Source organism: Brachybacterium massiliense (assembly GCF_900184245.1).
GTDB lineage: Bacteria > Actinomycetota > Actinomycetes > Actinomycetales > Dermabacteraceae > Brachybacterium > Brachybacterium massiliense.
Genome location: NZ_FXXB01000008.1, coordinates 461,739 through 479,084, shown reverse-complemented (window position 1 = coordinate 479,084; position 17,346 = coordinate 461,739). Strand labels below are relative to the sequence as shown.

Here is a 17,346-nt window from a genome sequence, read left to right as displayed (position 1 = left end):
GTCCCGCCCACCTGTGACAGGCGAGCTCAGCTCCAGGTGACCGGGAGCTCCGGGTCCGCCATGTCGACGGACGGCGTCGACATGCCACCGCCCAGGATCATCTCGCAGATCCCCTGCTGGCCGTCCTTGGTGCAGTCCATCTCGGTGCTGACGGTGCCGATGTGCTCGCCCTCGACGAACGTGGGCTCGTCATAGCGCGGGGTCGCCTCCATCTTCTCGATCGTCCGCCGGCCCTCCTCGGAGAGGGAACGGCGCACCGTGTCCTCGGTGAGGGTCCAGCCGTCGGTCGTGGTGGCCGGCAGCGTGCCGATGCCGCAGCCTGCCTCCAGGGTGGTCTGCTTAAGGCAGCCGTCGACCGCGTCCTGGACCGCCGTGCGGAACGCGCCCAGCCCGTCCTCGGTGAGCGCCGGCTCCAGCTCGTACAGCCCCTCGGCCTCGTCGATCACGGTGAGCGGATCCTCGCTCGAGAGCGTGAAGTGCTCCGCACCGACGGCCGGGGTGTAGGCGCCGGGGAGCAGGAACAGGCTCTCCTCGATCGCGACCTCCTCGCCGTTGAGGGTGAATCCGAGGCCCCCGAGCGCGGAGGGGACCATGGCGCTGGCCCCGAGACCCCGGGAGAGCGCCCAGGTGCCGTCGCCCTCGGCGTCGTACACCATGAGCTCCTCGGTCTGCGGCTGTCCGTCGACGGTGTAGGAGACGCTGATGGTGCCGCTGCTGGAGTACTCCACCACCGGTTCGCCGATCTCCACATCGGTGACCGGGGAGGCCTCGAGCGCGGCGTCGTACGCCTCGGTCGAGAGCAGGGCGGAGGAGTCATCGACCGGCGCGAGCTCGAGCGCCCTCGTGCTGTCGCCGGACTCGAGCGCTCCCATGTACTCGGTGACCGCGGCGGTGATCTGCTCCTCCGGCGCGGCCTCGACGGGCGTGCCCTCGCCGCCGCCGGTGGTGCCGCCGGCACCTCCGCCGCGCACCGCGAAGACGATGATCAGGGCCACCACCAGCAGCAGCACGAGCAGGCAGCCCGCGCCGCCGAGGATCCCCGCGATCAGCAGCGGCTTGCGATTCTTCGGTGCCGGGTGCTGCGCCCCGGGCGGCTGCGCGGACGGCTGCTGCGGCCACTGCGACGGTGATGGTGCGGTCATGGCGGTTCCCCCTGCCCCTGAATGTCTGCTGTGTCCAGGTTAGTGGGAAGCGCCGGGCATCGTGAGGTCAGTCCGTCGACGCAGCCGGCAGCACCGCCAGCACGTCCTCCCCGTACTCGGCGAGCTTCTTGGCCCCCACCCCGCTGACCTCGCCGAGCTGGGCGACGGTGGTGGGACGTGCTTCGACGATGCCGACCAGGGTGGCATCCGAGAAGACCATGTACGGAGGGATCTGCTTCTCCTTGGCGACGGAGGTGCGCCATTCCCGCAGGGCCTCGAACCGATCGCGCTCGGCGATGCCGAGCCCTTCGGCGGCCCGTGCACCGCCACCTGAGCGTGCGCTGCGGGAGCGGGTGGACCTGGCCGGTGCACGGTCCACGGCGAGCTCGACCGTGGCCTCGCCGCGCAGCACCGGACCTGCATGCGCCCCGGGCACCAGCACGCCGTACTCGCCCTCCGCCTCGATGATCCCGCGGGCCAGGAGCTGGCGGATCGTGGTGCGCCACTGCTTCTCGGTCAGCTCGGTGCCGATGCCCCAGACGCTCAGCTCCTGGTGGCGGGACTGCGCGGAGCGCTCGTTCTCGCGGCCCAGCAGCACGTCGATCACCTGCCCGGAGCCGAACCGCTGGTCCCGCTCACGCTCCAGGCGGATCAGCGCCGACAGCAGCTTCTGGGAGGCGACCGTGGCATCCCAGGTCTCGGGCGGGCTCAGGCAGGTATCGCAGTTCCCGCAGCTCTCCTCGCCCATGTCCTGCCCGAAGTAGCGCAGCAGCTGCGCGCGGCGGCAGCTGACCGTCTCGCACAGGGCGAGCATCGCATCGAGGTGCGAGCGGGCGTTGCGCTTGAACTGCTCATCGCCCTCCCCGGCATCGATGAACCGGCGCTGGTTGACCACATCGCCCAGCCCGTACGCCATCCAGGCTGTCGAGGGCTGCCCGTCACGGCCCGCCCGGCCCGTCTCCTGGTAGTAGCCCTCGATGGACTTGGGCAGGTCCAGGTGCGCGACGAAGCGGACATCGGGCTTGTCGATCCCCATGCCGAACGCGATCGTCGCGACGATGATCAGCCCCTCCGCCCGCAGGAACCGCTCCTGGTGGTCCTGGCGCACGGCCGCATCGAGCCCTGCGTGATACGGCAGCGCCGGGATGCCCCGCGCCACGAGCGCCTCGGCGGTCTGCTCCACACTCTTGCGCGAGAGGCAGTAGACGATGCCGGAGTCGCCCTCATGCTCGCTGGTGATCAGCCGCAGCAGCTGCTCGCGGGGAGAGGCCTTGGGAACGATCCGGTACTGGATGTTGGGACGGTCGAAGCTGGAGACGAAGTGCTTCGCCCCCTGCAGTCGCAGCCGCTCGGTGAGCTCGCGATGGGTCGCCTCGGTCGCGGTCGCGGTCAGCGCGATCCGCGGCACCTCGGGGAAGGCGTCGGCGAGCACCGACAGCCCCATGTAGTCGGGGCGGAAGTCGTGGCCCCACTGGGAGACGCAGTGGGCCTCGTCGATCGCGAACAGCGCCAGGCGGGCGCGGCGCAGCAGGTCCTGGGTGCGGGGGAGGACCAGGCGCTCCGGCGCCATGTACAGCAGATCCAGCTCACCGGCCAGCAGCTGCTGCTCGACCGCCCGCGCCTCGTGGAGGTCCAGGGTCGAGTTGAGGAAGGCGGCACGGATGCCGACGGCCTCGAGCGCCGCGACCTGATCCGACATCAGCGCGATCAGCGGGGAGATCACGATCCCGGTGCCCTCGCGCAGCAGCGCGGGGATCTGATAGCACAGCGACTTGCCGCCGCCGGTGGGCATCAGCACCACCGCGTCGCCCCCGCCGGCGACCTGCTCGATGATCGCGGCCTGGTCCCCGCGGAAGGAGTCGTAGCCGAAGACCCGCGAGAGGATCTCGAGGGCCGCGTCCGTTTGCCCGGCATCGCCCTCGCGGAGCGCGGAGATCGGATCGGCGGCGGCGGAGGGAATGCTCATGACGGCCACTGTATGCGGGCGGGACGACGCGCTGCGAGCAGGGGTGCGCCGCTGTGGACGGCGACCGGGACGGAGACGATCCGGACAGCCTGCGAGGGCCGTCCCTACGGGGATCGACCGCTCGCCGCGCGCCGGATATCCCCTATCCGGCGCGCGAACTGCGACATCATGTCATGGTGTCGAGAAGGGTGGGAATCCGGCCTCACCAGGAGCGGGGCGGGCAGGGGGTCACGTGCTGTGCGCCACGAACTCGGCCAGGGCGGTCATGAGCTCACGGTCCATCTCCTCGTCGGAGATCTCTGCCGTGCCGTCGCCGCGCTGCTCGCCGTAGTTCCCGAACCGGGCGTGGCTCGCCCCGTCGACCTGCTGCATGACCGCCGCCTCGGGCAGGTTGTCGCGGTGCTCCGCGATGTCCTGGGGCGTCGAGAGCTCGTCCTCGCTGCCGGAGAGGCTCAGCACCGGCAGGTCCTGTGCGGAGAGGTCGTTCGCGCAGTAGGCGGCGAACAGGATCAGGCCGTCCGTCTCGGGAGCGACCTGGCAGGCACGCACCCCGCCGAGCGAGTGCCCGCCCACCAGCCAGGTCTCCACCTCGGGGACGGATCCGGTGAAGGTGTCCAGGCCGCGCCGGTCCAGCAGCGCCAGGTTGAGGACGGGACGGACGATCACGACGGTCATGCCGTGCCCGGTCGCGAGGCCGGACAGTCGCGCCGCATAGGCCTCCGGTGCGACCTTGGCACCGGGGTAGAAGACGAGCCCGGCCTCTGCGGTCTCGGAGGACTCCGCCGGTTGGAGGATCAGCGCGGTGTCGGACTCCGTGACCGTGATCCGGGGGTCCTCGAGCACCTCCTGCCACGGCTCGGCCTCGGCGGCCATCACGCCGATCCGGCTCCAGGCGATGATCCCGATAACGGCCAGCAGGATCAGCACCAGTGCGGTGGCGAGCAGGACCCGCAGCACCCGCCGGGGTCGAGGAATATCCATGGGAGCACCGTAGCGCTGTGCTCGATACCCTCGGCCCCGGTCGCGGCGTCGGAGGCCGGAGGATGGCGGGCATCTGCCGAGTGGGTGAACAGTTGCCGACCTCGATGGCGCATGTCCGATACGCCCGATGCGCAGTCTCTACGGTGCGAGGAGCCTCCCGCCGACCACCAGGAGTTCTGAATGACCCGCACCCTCGACCGCCGCGCCCTCCTCACCGGTCTCGGACTCGGGGCGGCGGGGGTGATGGCCCTCGCCGCGGTGCCCGCGCTCTCCGACCCCGGAGCGCCTGCCCCCGGTGCGCCCGAGGCGGATCACGGCGAGAGCACCGAGGAGCAGCCGCTGATCGGCCGCGCAGGTCCCCATCACCTCCACGTCATGAGCTTCAACATCCGCCTGGACCTCTCCCGCGCGGACGAGGCGGCGAGCTTCGGACTGGCGGCGACGCAGGCGGGCGAGGCGGACCACTGGCCGGAGCGCCGCCCCCTGGTGACCGAGCTCCTGTGCCGTGAGCAGCCCACCCTGCTCGGCGTCCAGGAGGCCAAGTTCCGCCAGCTCGCCGCGATCGAAGAGGCCCTGCCCGGTCACCGCTACGTGGGCTACGGGCGGCACGGCGGCAGCAGCGACGAGCACTCCGCGCTCTTCTACGACCGTGATCGGTTCGAGCTGCTGGCCTGGGACCAGACCTGGCTCTCGGACACCCCGGAGCTGATCGGTTCGACGTCGTGGGGCAACGAGATCAGCCGCCTCGTGGTGTGGGCGCGGCTGCGGGACCGCGCCACCGGCACCGAGCTCGGCGTGATCAACACCCATTTCGACCACCGCTCGGAGCCCGCCCGGCTCCGCAGCGCAGAAGCGCTGATCGCGCTGCGCGAGCACCCCGAGCTCGCGGACCTCCCGCTCGTGATCACCGGCGACTTCAACGCGATCGCGGAGCAGTCCGAGGCATACGCCGACCTCGTCGAGGACGGCCCCTACGCGGACGCCTGGCACAGCGCCGAGCAGCAGCTCACGCCGGCCTGGGGCACCTTCCCCAACTACGGCGAGCCCGTCGAGGGAGACCGACGGATCGACTGGGTGCTGACCAGCGAGGAGATCGAGGTCGAGCAGGCCGCGATCAACATCTGGCGCGCCGAGGACGGCGCCTTCCCATCGGACCACACCCCGGTGCAGGTGCTGATCGCGCTGCCCTGAGTCGCGGGCCCCCTCAGCGCTTGTGGTACAGCTGCTTGCGCAGGAAGCGCGGCTCGGAGGTCACCGAGATCCCGAGGTTGCGGAAGATGTCCTCGTCCACGGTGCCCAGGATCGTGGTGGTGTGCACATCGCACCCGGCCAGGCTCCGCAGCTGATCGATCGCGCGGCGCGCGTTCTCATCGCTCGAGGCGGAGACCGACAGCGCGATGAGCACCTCGTCCGTGTGCAGGCGTGGATTGCGAGAGCCCAGGTGCTCGGTCTTCAGGGTCTGGATCGGCTCGATCGAGGAGGGGGAGAGCAGCTGCACCGCATCGTCGAGGCCCGCCAGGTGCTTCAGCGCGTTCAGCAGCATCGCGGCCGAGCAGCCCAGCAGCGGTGAGGTCTTCCCGGTGATCAGCGTGCCGTCGGCGAGCTGGATCGCGGCGCCCGGCTCCCCGGTGCGCGCCTCCACCGCGAGAGCCGGCTCCACGACTGCGCGATCGTGGGGAGAGCAGCCCGCCTTGGACATGATCATCCCGATCCGCTGGGAGACGACATCGTCCTCGTCGCCGATCCGCTCGGCCATCAGGGCCTTGTAGTAGCGGCGGATGATCTCCTGCTGGGAGGCCTCGCGGCACACCTCGTCATCGATGATGCACTCGCCGGCCAGGTTCACGCCCATATCGGTGGGGGAGGCGTACGGAGAGGTGCCCGTGAGGCGCTCGAGCAGCGTGCGCAGCAGCGGGAAGACCTCGACATCACGGTTGTAGCTGGTGACCTGCTCCCCGTAGGCGGCAAGGTGGAACGGATCGATGAGGTTCAGATCATCCAGATCCGCGGTCGCCGACTCGTAGGCGAGGTTCACCGGATGCTCGAGCGGCAGGTTCCAGATCGGGAAGGTCTCGAACTTCGCATAGCCGGAGCTGATGCCGCGCTGATGGTCGTGGTAGATCTGCGAGAGGCAGGTGGCGAGCTTGCCCGAGCCCGGCCCCGGCGCCGTCACCACGATCAGATCGCGGCTGGTGCGGGTGTACTCGTTCGCGCCGAAGCCCTGCTCGGAGACGATGCGGGCCGTGTCCTGGGGGTAGCCGGGGATCACCGTGTGGCGGGCGACGTTCAGCCCCAGCCGCTCCAGCCGCTCGATGAACGACTGCGCCACGTGGTTGGACTCCTCCAGCTGGGTCAGCACCACGTTCTCGACCAGGAAGCCGTGCTCGCGGAACACGTCGATCAGTCGCAGAAGATCGTCCTCGTAGGAGATCCCCAGATCCGCGCGCACCTTCTGCCGTTCGAGGTCCTTGGCGTTCAGGCAGACCAGGATCTCCAGCTCGTCCTTCAGGCGGTGGAGCATCGCGATCTTGTTGTCCGGGGTGAATCCCGGGAGCACGCGGGAGGCATGGTGGTCGTCGAAGAGCTTCCCGCCCATCTCCAGGTACAGCTTCCCGCCGATCTCGTCGCGTCGCTGCTGGATGTGCCGCGACTGCAGTTCGATGTACCTCTCCCGGTCGAAGCCGATCGCGGGGGCGGGGGAGCTGGGGCGGAGATCCGAGGCGGTCACCCCGGCACGCTAGCACCGACCGTGGGTCGGCACCGGGGCGCCACGAGCGGCGTGGCCGACCGTACCAGGGTCAGGGCGCGCTGGGGATCCAGATCCGCATCGCTCCGGGCCCGCGGTTCCCCCAGCGAGAGAAGCGCGGCGCCGTCACCGTGACCTCCTGTGCGGCATCGCCGGTGGGTGATGCCGCCTGCGCGCCGCGGTAGAGATCACCGCTGTCGGGGCGGTGCAGCAGCGTGAGTTCGATCGTGCCGTCCTCCCGCGGGCGTGCCGTCGCTCCGGCGGGGACGAGGAGGTCGTCGACCTCGACGCCCTCGGGCATGTCCACCTGCTCCAGGCAGTGGATCAGAGGGCCCCGCTCGAGGGCCACGCAGCCCCGGGTCGCGTCCACGCGGGGGTGCGAGGTCGTCCACCGCGGAGGCATGTCCAGCACAACGACGGTGCCGTCGACCTGCTCGAGCGGCAGCACGAGACGCTGGGCGGTCAGCTCCTCGGCGCTCAGGGGGCGCTCCGGTCCATCGGCCGGAACCAGGGTGCCGCTGCGCACCCAGCCGGGGAGGCGCAGTCCGAGCCGCGCGCCGTCGGACGCACCCAGCGAGTCGGTGCGCAGGCGGAGCGTGCCGGAGTCCGGATAGTCGGTGTCCACGTGGACGGTGCCGGTGCCCAGGAGGGCGGGCAGCGAGATCGAGACGTCGGCGAGCTGGAGGATCTCCAGGGACGGTCCGTCCTCCTCGAGGCGCAGCCCGGCGATGTACGCGCCGAGCTGTGCGACGGTGCGCGCGATGTTGGGCGGGCAGCAGGCACAGGAATACCACGGCTCGCGCGCGGCGGGGGCGTTCTCCTCGAAGAAGCGGTCGGGGCGACGCTGCAGCGGGTTGGAGTAGAAGAAACGCGTCCCGGTCTCGTCGATCGAGGCGGCCAGGGCGTTGTGGATCTCGCGCTCGATCACATCTGCATGCCGAGGGTCGTGCTCGGCGAGCATCATCCGCCAGGTCCAGTGGAGATCCGCGATCGTCGCGCAGGTCTCGGCATAGGCACGGTCCGAGGGGAGCTCGTGATCGTTGCCGAAGGACTCGTCCCGGTGCCGTGAGCCGAAGGCGCCCGAGAGGTACATCTTCCGCGTGTGGACCCGGTCCCACTGCTCGCGCATGACGTCCCGGAGCGCCTCCTCGCCGGTCTCGAGGAGGAGATCGGTGACGCCGGCGTTGAGGTACAGCTGCCGCACCGCATGGCCGGTGGGATCGGTCGCCTCGCGCACCGGACGGTGATCCTGGTAGTAGCGGCCGCCGAAGGATCCGCCGGGAAGGATCCCGCGGCCGCGCTGGTCCACGAGATGCTGGGCGAGGGCCAGGTGCCGCTGATCGCCGGTGAGCCGGTAGAGCTCCACGAGGGCGGTCTCGATCTCCGGGTGGCCAGGGATCCCGTCCTCCCCGTCGGGGCCGAAGCGGGAGTCGACCAGGTCCACGAAGCGCAGCGCCAGATCGAGCAGATCGGTGCGTTCGGCGGTGCGGGCCAAAGCGATCGCAGCCTGCAGCCAATGGCCCAGCACGTACATCTCGTGGGTCCAGTTCAGCTCTGTGAACTTCTTGACCGGGTGCACTCCCTGGATCCAGGTGTGGAGGTACCCGTCCTCCTCCTGGGTGCGCGCGATCAGCGCGATCATCTCGTCGAGCCATGCGTCGTGGGCGGTGGTGCCCGTGCGGCCGATCTCCCAGGCGACGGCCTCGATCACCTTGAACAGGTCCGAATCTGCGAACACGAAGCCGCGGTGCGGAGCGTCGGTCTCGCCGTGCAGGCGGCGGAAGTTGTCCAGCACCCCGGAGGTCTCCAGCTGCTCGATGCAGTGGGGGATCGTGGCGGTGGCGTTGAGCTCCTGCCAGGCGCCGAGCGCTCCGCGCGGGTTCAGCGTGACCTGGGAGAGATCCAACGGGTGCAGCGGGGAGTGCGCTCCCGAACGGGGGAGGGCAGGCGCCGGGCGGGTGAAGGTCTGGGGCTGGGCAGGCAAGAGGTCTCCTCGTCGAGATGCGGCTCCGTCCATCCTTGACGGCGCATCGCTCCTGGTCAAGGGTTTTCACAACGTGGGAATCACGGCGCGGCCCGACGCGATGGGCGTGACTGCTCCCACACCTCACCTCACCCTAGTCATGCTTTTGGAGTGCATAAGATGGCTGCATGTCCAGTGCGCAGCCGTCCTTCGACGCCCCTCAGATCCTCACCGCGCTCCTGAACGGAGCGCCCGAGGCGAGCGAGGCACTGACCACGCTGCGCCCGGACGTGCTCGCACGCACCCGAGACGCTTACGACGCGCTCTATCGCGAACCCCAGGTGCTGCCCGCCTCCGTGCTCCATGCCCTCGCCGCCGTGAGCGCGGACTGGCAGGGCAGCGGGGTGCTCTCCGAGTGGCACCGCTCCCAGGGTGCCTCCGCGCAGCTGCTCGCCGCGGATCCGCTCACCGACGATCCCGCGCTCGCCGCGCTGCGCGACCAGGTGGACCTGCTGTCGATCTCCCCGGCGCTCGCGACCCTCGCCGAGCAGGAGGAGCTGGCCGCTGCGGGCCACGACTCCCGCACCGTCGTGCTGATCAGCCAGCTGGTCGCCTTCGAGAGCCACTTGCAGCGCCTGGTCGCGGGCCTCGCCGTGCTGCACGGACTCGAGGTTCCCTCCGCCGACGCGCCCGCCCGCACCCCCCGCACCCGCGGCCGCCCAGCACGGCGGCACCACCGCGAGCGGCCGCACCCGCCCCGCCGCCTTCACCCGCGACCAGCTCCAGTGGGAGCCCTGGATCGAGGTCCCGGCAGAGGACGAGCTCACCGAGGAGCAGCGCGCCTCCTTCGCCTCCAAGGCCAGCACCAACAGCGTCTACTTCCGGATGCTCTCGCTGACCCCCGGCGTCACCCGGGCCCGCAGCGAGCTCGACAACGCCATCTTCCTGCCCCGCGACGGCATGCCGAAGGCCGAGCGCGAGCTCGCCGCCGCCGTGACCAGCAAGGTCAACGACTGCATCTACTGCGCCTCCGTGCACGCGCGCAAGGCCGCGGGCTTCTCCAAGCGCGAGGAGGAGGTCGATGCGCTGCTGGCCGCACAGCTGGAGCGCAACGCGGACTGGATCTCCGCCGACCTCGCACCCCTGGCCGAGGGCCAGGACGAGCGCTGGAGCGCGATCGTCACCGCCGCCGCCGAGCTCTCGCGTCCCCGCCCCGCCCTCGGCGCGGCGCATCTCGAGGCTCTGCGCGCCCAGGGCCTCGATGACCACGAGATCACCGACCTGCTCACCGCCTCGGCCTTCTTCGCCTGGGCCAACCGCCTGATGCTCAGCCTCGGCGACCCGTCGCTGCCCGACGCCGCCTGACCGACCCGAACGAGGAACCATGACCCACGCCAGCTCCCGCCCTCGCCCCACCCGGCGCACCCTGCTCGGCACCGCGCTGGCCGCCCTGCCCGTCCTGGGCCTCGCCGCGTGCGGCGAGGTGACCGTCGAGGGCGAGGCGGCCGGCACCGAGGAGCTCACCCTCACCGACGACCAGGGCCGCGAGGTGACCCTGCCCGGTCCCGCGCAGACCGCCGTGGTCGTCAACAGCTACTCCAACGAGTTCGTGCGCGCGATCGGCGCCGGCGACCGCGTCATCGGCGTGGACCGCGCCTCCCTGGACCGCCTGCCCTACCTCGAGCTGAGCGAGGAGCAGGTGATCGCCGAGGGGCTGGACCAGCTGAACTACGAGGCCATCGCCGAGCTCGCCCCGGACGTCGTGATCCTGCCGCGCAACGCCGTGTGGCAGGAGGCGCTCGAGCAGCTCTCCGCCTTCGACATCCCCGTCGTGATCGCCACCGCCTGGGACACCGAGGTGGTCGACGAGACACTCACCCTGCTCGGGCAGGTCTTCGGCGTCGAGGACGGCGCGCAGAGCGTGCTCGACCTCCGCGCCGAGATCGACGCCCTGCTCCAGGAGCGGCTGGCCGAGGTCGAGCCCGTCACGGTGTACTTCGAGACGGTCGAGCCCTACCTCACCACCCTGCCCGGCTCCGGCTTCCACGCCATGATCGAGGCCGCCGGGGGACGCAACATCTTCGACGACGCCTCCGGGGGAGACGCCCAGGAGGAGCTGACCGTCGACCCCTCCGAGGTGGTGCTGCGCGATCCGCAGTTCGTGATGCACGAGTTCGAGCCCTCCGCCGAGCCCGTCGACCGCTTCGCAGCGCTGCGCGAGGACCTCGACGGCCGCCCCGGCTGGAGCGGCCTGAACGCCGTGGCCGAGGGGCGGGTCGCGATCGCCAACGGGTGGGCCACCAGCGCGCTGGGCAAGTCGATCGGTGCCGTCTACCTCGCCTCCTGGCTCCACCCCGAGCAGATGGAGGGCGTGGATCCCGACGAGTACCTCGAGCGCTGGGTGAGCGAGTTCCAGGACACCGAGCTGTCCGCTCCGGCCGACTACGTGCAGGGGCCGCAGGGACTTGCGCAGCTCGCGCCCGCCCCGTCCCCGGAGCCGAGCGATCCCAGCCGCGGCCGCGAGCTGCGCAAGTCCCTCGTCCTCGCCGCCGGCGCGGTCGTCTCCGTGATCGCCCTGATCGCCGCGGTCACCATCGGCACCGCCGGTGTGGGCTTCGGCGATGTGCTCCGCTCGCTCCAGGTGAGCATCTTCGGCGGCACCATCAGTGCCGACTTCGCCTCCTCCTATGCGGTGATCACCCAGCTGCGCCTGCCGCGCGTGCTGCTCGCCTTCGCCGCCGGCGCCGCGCTGTCGGTCTCCGGCGTGCTCATGCAGGGACTGCTGCGCAACCCGCTGGTCAGCCCCTTCACCCTCGGCGTCTCGCCCGCCGCGGCCTTCGGGGCGGCGCTGGTGATCACCCTGGCCGGCACCAACCAGCTGCCCGCCTGGGCCACGATCGCCGGCGCGATGGTGATGGCGCTGACCGTCTCCGCGATCGTGCTCGGCATCGCCACGGCCCGCCGCATGGCGGTGGCGACCCTGCTGCTGCTCGGCATCGCGATGACCCAGATCTTCGAGGCGCTCACCTCGGCGCTCCAGTTCACCGCCAACGAGAACACGCTCCAGGCCATCATCCGCTGGACCTTCGGCTCCGTGAACGACGCGACCTGGTCCGACGTGATCATCGTCGGCGTGATCACCGTGATCGCGGTGCCGGTGACGCTGCTGTTCTCCAAGGACCTCAACGCGATCGCCTTCGCGGGCGACGACGCCGCCCGCAGCTTCGGCGTGAACGTGGGACCGGTGCGTATCGGACTGATCGCCCTGTCCGTCACCCTCGCCGCCGTGGTCGTCTCCTTCTGCGGGATCATCGGGTTCGTGGGGCTCGTCGGCCCGCACATCGCGCGCCTCGCGATCGGGGCCGACCACCGCCACCTGCTGCCCTTCGCCGCCCTCTCGGGCGGCCTGCTGCTGCTGATCGCCGACGCCGTGGGGCGCACCGCCATCGCCCCCGCCGTGGTGCCCGTCGGCATCGTGGTCGCCTTCATCGGCGGCCCCGTGTTCATCTACCTCATCCTCACGCGAAGGAACACCCTGAAGTGAGCCTCACCGTCACCGACCTGTCCTTCTCCTACGGATCCCGCACGATCCTGGACGGCCTCTCCTTCGAGGTCGCCCCGGGCACCTTCTGCGCGCTGCTGGGCCCCAACGGCTCCGGCAAGTCGACCATGGTCAAAGCCATCGCCGGAGTGCACCGCGCCCGCCGCGGAGACATCACCGTCGAGGGCCGCCGCATCGCGGGCCTCGGCCGCCGTGAACTCGCCCGGATCGTCGCCTACGTCCCCCAGGTGGGGGATGCGCCCTTCGACCTCACCGTGCGCGAGGCGGTGATGCTGGGCCGCACCCCGCACTTCGGGATCGCGCCCGGCGCCGCGGACCGCGCGAAGGTCGAGGACTCGATCGTGCGGATGGGGCTCAGCGACATCGCCGAGCAGTCCATGTCCGAGCTCTCCGGCGGGCAGGCGCAGCGCGCCATGATCGCCCGCGCCCTCGCCCAGGAGCCGCGCGTGCTGCTGCTGGACGAGCCCACCTCCGCCCTCGACCTGCGCTACCAGATCGAGACCCTGCAGCTGGTGCGCCGGATCACCCGCGAGGAGGGCATCAGCGCCCTGATCGCGATCCACGACCTCAACCACGCCGCCCGCTACTGCGACCAGGTGATCGTGCTTCACGGCGGCCATCTGGTCGCCGACGGCTCGCCCGCCCAGGCGCTGCAGGCACCGATCCTGCGCACCGTCTACGAGGTCGACGTCGAGGTCGATGCACGAGAGGACTCCGTCGAGGTGCGCCCGCGCGTGGACGCCGCCGGTTTCACCCGCACCGGCGCCCGCCTCGAGGAGCTGGACGCCGAGGGCGGCGTGCGCCCCGAACCCTTCCCCGTCGCCGCCCGATGAGCGCCCACGTACCTCGCCGCTTCGACGCCGTCATCGTCGGCGGCGGGCCCCGCGGCGTCGCCACCGTGCTGCGCACCGCCACCCGCGCCGCCGCGACGGGCACCGGGCCGGTCCGCCTGGCCGTGATCGACGCCCTCGCCGTCGGCCCCGGCGCGACCTGGCTGATCGATCAGCCCGCGCAGTACCTCAACAACACCCAGGCCGACGCCACCACCGTCCACCCCGACGACTCCACCCGCATGAGCGGTCCCGCCGCACCGGGTCCGGACCTCGTGGACTGGGCGCGGAGCATCCGCGCCCAGGGCGGGCATCCCGCCGGTGACTGGGTGCTCGAGGAGGCCGCCGCGCTCACCGGCGCCTCCTTCCCCACCCGGCGGCTGCAGGGCGTGTACTTCCGCGACCAGCTCGATGCGGCGATCGCCACCGGGCACGTGGAGGTCACCGAGATCGTGGGCCTGGCCGTCGACCTCGCACGAGAGGGCGAGGAGACCGCCGTGGTGCTCGAGGACGGGCAGCGCCTGGCGGCACCCACCGTCGTGCTCGCCCAGGGCATGGTCCAGGCCGAGCGCGGCCCCGAGATCAGCGCGCTGGTCGACTTCGCCGACCGCTTCGCGCTGCGCTACGCCGAGCCCGGGATGCCCGCCGAGCGCACCTACGCGGGCCTGCCCGCCGGCCAGACCGTGCTGGTGCGCGGCCTGGGCGCGAACTTCTTCGACGTGATCGGGCAGCTCGCCGAGGAATGGGGCGGCGAGCTCCTCCCGGTCGACGGCGATGACCGCGGCCGCCTGCGCTATGTTCCCAGCGGCCGGGAGCCCCACCTGGTGGTCGGGTCCCGGCGCGGCGTGCCCTATCGCTCCAAGCCCGAGGGCGGCCGCCCCGTGCGGCCCTTCACCCCGCGCTGGGCGGACGAGGAATGGTTCGCGCAGCTCGCCGACCGCTGCGACGTGGACTTCGCCGCTGAGGTGTGGCCGGTGCTCGCCCGCGAGTTCGCCCGCGTGTACCTCGAGGCGCTCAGCGAGTACGCCCCGCAGGCCGTGGCGGGGGAGTGGCTGGCGGGCCTCGACCTCGCCGGGACCCAGGACGAGGTCGACGCGGTGCTCGAAGCCGCGGTCGGGGACCCGCACTGGGCCTGGACGATCGAGGAGCTCAGCCGCCCCACCACCGGGGACCCCGTCAGCAGCGCCGAGTGGAACCGCCTGGTCAGGCGACTGATCCTGGACGAGCTCGGCTCGATGTCCGATCCCTGGCACCATCCGCGCGCCGCGGTCAACGGCGCGATGGGCGCACTGCGCCGCCACGTCGGCCGCCTCACCGGAGCCGGAGCCTTCGCCGGGGACTCCCTCGTGCGCGATGTGCTGGGCTGGTTCGACGGGCACTCCCTCGCGCTCGCCTCCGGGCCGCCCGCGGACCGCGTGCGGCTCGTGCTCGCCCTGCTCGAGGCCGGAGTCATCGAGCTGATCGGCCCCGAGATGGTGGTCGAGGCCGACGAGACCGCGGGACTGTTCCGCGCCGCCTCGCCGCTGACCGGACGGGTGGCGACCTCCTCGGTGCTGCTCGAGACCCGGATGTCCAAGGGGAAGATCCCGCAGACCAGCGACCCGCTCCTGCGCAGCCTGCTCGAGACGGGCCGGGCCCGCCTGCACGCCGTCGACGGCGTGCCCACCCACAGCATGGAGGCGACCCGCGCCGCTCTCGACGAGGACGTGCATGCCGGCCACAACCTCGTCGCCGCCGACGGGACGGTCGATCACTCCGTGGTGGTGCTGGGCATCCCCGCGGCCTCCACCCAGCCCGGCTCCGCGATCGGCGCGACCCCGGGGGTGCCCTCGCCGCTGCTGGCCGGAGCGGATATCGCGGCGAAGCAGATCATGGCGCGGGCCCGGGTGGGCGCCTCCGCCTGAGGTGAGCTCAGAGAGCTCAGATATCTCGGAACGTCTCGATCCGCGCGCCGAGCTTGTTCAGCCGCGCCGCGAGGTCCTCGTAGCCGCGGTTGATGACGTACACGTTGCGCAGCACCGAGGTGCCCTTCGCGGCGAGCATCGCCAGCAGGATCACCACGGCGGGGCGCAGTGCGGGCGGGCACACCAGCTCCGCGCCGCTCCAGCGCGTCGGGCCCTCGATGAGCACGCGGTGCGGGTCCATCAGCTTCACGTTGGCGCCCAGCTTGGTGAGCTCGGTGAGGTAGATGGCGCGGTTCTCGTAGACCCAGTCGTGCAGCATCGTCTGTCCCTCCGCGGTCGCGGCGATCACCGCGAAGAAGGGGAGGTTGTCGATGTTCAGCCCCGGGAACGGCATCGGGTGGATCTTGTCGATCGGGGCCCGCAGATCCGAGGGATAGGTGGTGACGTCCACCAGGCGCGTCTTGCCGTTCTCGGCGGTGTACTCCTCGGAACGGTCGTAGCGCAGTCCCATCTCCTCCAGCAGCGCCAGCTCGATCTCCATGAACTCGATCGGCACGCGACGCACCGTGATGCTCGAACGGGTCACGATCGCGGCGGAGATGAGGCTCATCGCCTCGATCGGGTCCTCGCTCGGGGCGTAGTCCACGTCGGTCGAGATCTGTGCCAGTCCGTGCACGCGCAGGGTGGTGGTGCCGATGCCCTCGATCCGCACCCCGAGCTTCTCGAGGAAGAAGCACAGGTCCTGGACCATGTAGTTGGGGCTCGCGTTGCGGATGATCGTCTCGCCCTCGTACAGCGCGGCCGCCAGCAGAGCGTTCTCGGTGACGGTGTCGCCGCGCTCGGTGAGCACGATGGGACGGCGCGCGCCGGTGACCGGGGAGGTGCTGGCCTGGTAGTGGTGATCGGTGGCGATCACCTCGAGCCCGAAGTGACGCAGGGCCGTCATATGGGGCTCGACGGTGCGGGTGCCCAGATCACAGCCCCCGGCGTAGGGGAGCTGGAACTTCCCGGCCCGGTGCAGCAGCGGGCCCAGGAACATGATGATCGAGCGGGTGCGGCGCGCGGCCTCGGCGTCGATCGAGGAGAGGTCCAGGGTGGCCGGGACCCGCAGCTCGAGATCGTTCTCCTGGTTCAGCCAGGTCGCCTTCACGCCGATCGAGGTGAGCACCTCGAGCAGCCGGTTGACCTCCTCGATGCGCGCGACCTTGCGCAGCACGGTGGTACCGGTGTTCAGCAGCGAGGCGCACAGCAGCGCCACGCCCGCGTTCTTCGAGGACTTCACGTCGATCGCGCCGGAGAGCGTGGTCTCGCCCTGCACGCGCAGGTTGCTGGGGCCGGAGCTGCCCAGCCCCACCAGCTCGGAGTCCAGCGCCGAGCCGATGCGGGAGATGGTCTCGAGGGTGAGGTTCTGCTGTCCCTTCTCGATCCGGTTCACCGCGCTCTGGCTGGTGCCGAGCTCGGCGGCGAGCTGCGCCTGGGTGAGGCCGGAGTGCTGACGGGCATCGCGGATCAGGGTGCCGATCCGTGCCAGGTAGTCCTCGTTCTCAGTCATGGTGCGACCGTAACTCACACATGAGATATGTGCTGTTGAGGCGGGATGCGGCGATCCTCACGTTGCCAAGTGCGCGGGGAGCGCACTCATGCGCCGACCAGCGCGGGCAGGCGCTCCACGTGCCCGCCCACCCGGTAGGAGAGTGCGGGATCGTACGGCGCCACGCGCAGGGGCATCCCCGCCTCCTCAGGGGTGCGGGCGGCCTTGCGGTTGTTGCACTCCTTGCAGGCAGAGACCAGGTTCGTCCACGACGAGGGCCCTCCGCGGGAGACCGGGAGGATGTGATCGACCGTGGCCAGCAGCGCCTCGCAGGCGGGAGTCTTCGACACGGAACGGCCGCAGTAGGCGCAGGTCCAATGATCCCGCTCGTGGACCGCCCGGTAGGAGAACCCCACCGAGCGCTGTCCGGCGCCCTCCACCCACGCACCGCTCAGCTCGCGGGTGAGCTCGAGCGCGGTGGGGACGATCCGGTCCTCGATGATGGTGAGCTCGACGGGATCGGCGACCTCGCGGCGGATCATCCCGAAGGCATGGCGCACGCTCGTAGTGTGCAGCAGCTCGCCGACCCCCGTCTCGGGGTCGTAGCCGAGGTTGTACACCCGCACCTGTGCCATCGTGTCACCTCTCTCCGGGGTGCCGCCGGTGCTGCGGCCCACGGGGCGGTCTGAGCGATCGAGCACCACCAGTCTCGCGCAGGGAG

The 17,346-nt window shown here is 71.0% G+C and carries 13 protein-coding genes; 5 read left to right on the top strand and 8 right to left on the bottom strand.

The features are described 5' to 3' along the window. Nucleotides 1-26: 26 nt before the first annotated feature. The 3 genes from BN4251_RS12155 to BN4251_RS12145 all read right to left on the bottom strand — a co-directional run bounded on the left by BN4251_RS12155 (nt 27) and on the right by BN4251_RS12145 (nt 4,089). On the bottom strand, nt 27-1,142 hold the full coding sequence (locus BN4251_RS12155) for a hypothetical protein (RefSeq protein WP_087485350.1): 1,116 nt from the start codon (nt 1,140-1,142) through the stop codon (nt 27-29). A gap of 67 nt (nt 1,143-1,209) precedes the next feature. After that, nucleotides 1,210-3,108: a DNA helicase RecQ gene (gene recQ / locus BN4251_RS12150; protein ID WP_087485349.1), complete on the bottom strand. Its 1,899-nt coding sequence runs from the start codon at nt 3,106-3,108 to the stop codon at nt 1,210-1,212. A 228-nt stretch (nt 3,109-3,336) separates the two neighbouring features. Then, nucleotides 3,337-4,089, bottom strand: a complete 753-nt coding sequence (locus BN4251_RS12145) for an alpha/beta hydrolase (RefSeq protein WP_087485348.1) — start codon at nt 4,087-4,089, stop codon at nt 3,337-3,339. Between the two features lie 180 nt (nt 4,090-4,269). On the opposite strand from BN4251_RS12145, the gene BN4251_RS12140 reads away from it, so the two are divergent. Beyond that, the gene (locus BN4251_RS12140; RefSeq protein ID WP_087485347.1) at nt 4,270-5,280 is read left to right on the top strand and encodes an endonuclease/exonuclease/phosphatase family protein; all 1,011 of its coding nucleotides are present in this window, start codon (nt 4,270-4,272) and stop codon (nt 5,278-5,280) included. 13 nt (nt 5,281-5,293) lie between these two features. Here the strand turns inward: BN4251_RS12140 and BN4251_RS12135 are convergent, their stop codons facing one another. From BN4251_RS12135 to BN4251_RS18740, 3 genes are all read right to left on the bottom strand, one after another. Next, entirely contained in the window at nt 5,294-6,817 is a 1,524-nt protein-coding gene (locus BN4251_RS12135) for a DUF1846 domain-containing protein (RefSeq protein WP_087485346.1), read from the bottom strand. A gap of 70 nt (nt 6,818-6,887) precedes the next feature. Then, on the bottom strand, nt 6,888-8,819 hold the full coding sequence (locus BN4251_RS12130) for a glycoside hydrolase family 127 protein (protein WP_245810331.1): 1,932 nt from the start codon (nt 8,817-8,819) through the stop codon (nt 6,888-6,890). A 137-nt stretch (nt 8,820-8,956) separates the two neighbouring features. Further along, nucleotides 8,957-9,625 carry a hypothetical protein gene (locus BN4251_RS18740; protein ID WP_245810330.1) on the bottom strand — a complete coding sequence of 223 codons (669 nt, stop codon included), beginning with the start codon at nt 9,623-9,625 and terminating at the stop codon, nt 8,957-8,959. On the opposite strand from BN4251_RS18740, the gene BN4251_RS18735 reads away from it, so the two are divergent. Genes BN4251_RS18735 through BN4251_RS12110 form a run of 4 tightly spaced genes read left to right on the top strand, consistent with a single transcriptional unit; the run spans nt 9,597 to nt 15,094 of the window. Further along, nucleotides 9,597-10,163 carry a peroxidase-related enzyme gene (locus BN4251_RS18735; RefSeq protein ID WP_245810420.1) on the top strand — a complete coding sequence of 189 codons (567 nt, stop codon included), beginning with the start codon at nt 9,597-9,599 and terminating at the stop codon, nt 10,161-10,163. The two genes, BN4251_RS18740 and BN4251_RS18735, sit on opposite strands and share 29 nt — an antisense overlap. Before the next feature lie 19 nt (nt 10,164-10,182). Beyond that, nucleotides 10,183-12,342 (top strand): iron chelate uptake ABC transporter family permease subunit, encoded by a 2,160-nt coding sequence (locus tag BN4251_RS18730; protein ID WP_245810329.1) that lies wholly within the window; start codon nt 10,183-10,185, stop codon nt 12,340-12,342. Continuing rightward, nucleotides 12,339-13,193, top strand: a complete 855-nt coding sequence (locus BN4251_RS12115) for an ABC transporter ATP-binding protein (protein ID WP_087485344.1) — start codon at nt 12,339-12,341, stop codon at nt 13,191-13,193. Before BN4251_RS18730 ends, BN4251_RS12115 begins: the two co-directional genes overlap by 4 nt. After that, complete coding sequence (locus BN4251_RS12110) at nt 13,190-15,094, top strand: FAD/NAD(P)-binding protein (RefSeq protein ID WP_087485343.1); 1,905 nt, start codon at nt 13,190-13,192, stop codon at nt 15,092-15,094. Before BN4251_RS12115 ends, BN4251_RS12110 begins: the two co-directional genes overlap by 4 nt. 16 nt (nt 15,095-15,110) lie before the next feature. On the opposite strand, the gene BN4251_RS12105 is transcribed toward BN4251_RS12110, so the two are convergent. Both BN4251_RS12105 and BN4251_RS12100 read right to left on the bottom strand, forming a co-directional pair. After that, nucleotides 15,111-16,646, bottom strand: coding sequence for a UDP-N-acetylglucosamine 1-carboxyvinyltransferase (locus BN4251_RS12105; protein WP_170931954.1), 1,536 nt, complete (start codon nt 16,644-16,646; stop codon nt 15,111-15,113). 86 nt (nt 16,647-16,732) lie between these two features. Beyond that, complete coding sequence (locus tag BN4251_RS12100; RefSeq protein ID WP_087486363.1) at nt 16,733-17,260, bottom strand: HNH endonuclease; 528 nt, start codon at nt 17,258-17,260, stop codon at nt 16,733-16,735. Nucleotides 17,261-17,346 lie beyond the last annotated feature (86 nt).

Coding starts and splice junctions, on each gene's coding strand:
- recQ (WP_087485349.1), bottom strand. CDS start 3,108: ATGAGCATTCCCTCCGCCGCCGCCGATCCGATCTCCGCGCTCCGCGAG.
- BN4251_RS12100 (WP_087486363.1), bottom strand. CDS start 17,260: ATGGCACAGGTGCGGGTGTACAACCTCGGCTACGACCCCGAGACGGGG.
- BN4251_RS12110 (WP_087485343.1), top strand. CDS start 13,190: ATGAGCGCCCACGTACCTCGCCGCTTCGACGCCGTCATCGTCGGCGGC.
- BN4251_RS12105 (WP_170931954.1), bottom strand. CDS start 16,646: ATGACTGAGAACGAGGACTACCTGGCACGGATCGGCACCCTGATCCGC.
- BN4251_RS12140 (WP_087485347.1), top strand. CDS start 4,270: ATGACCCGCACCCTCGACCGCCGCGCCCTCCTCACCGGTCTCGGACTC.
- BN4251_RS12155 (WP_087485350.1), bottom strand. CDS start 1,142: ATGACCGCACCATCACCGTCGCAGTGGCCGCAGCAGCCGTCCGCGCAG.
- BN4251_RS18730 (WP_245810329.1), top strand. CDS start 10,183: ATGACCCACGCCAGCTCCCGCCCTCGCCCCACCCGGCGCACCCTGCTC.
- BN4251_RS12145 (WP_087485348.1), bottom strand. CDS start 4,089: ATGGATATTCCTCGACCCCGGCGGGTGCTGCGGGTCCTGCTCGCCACC.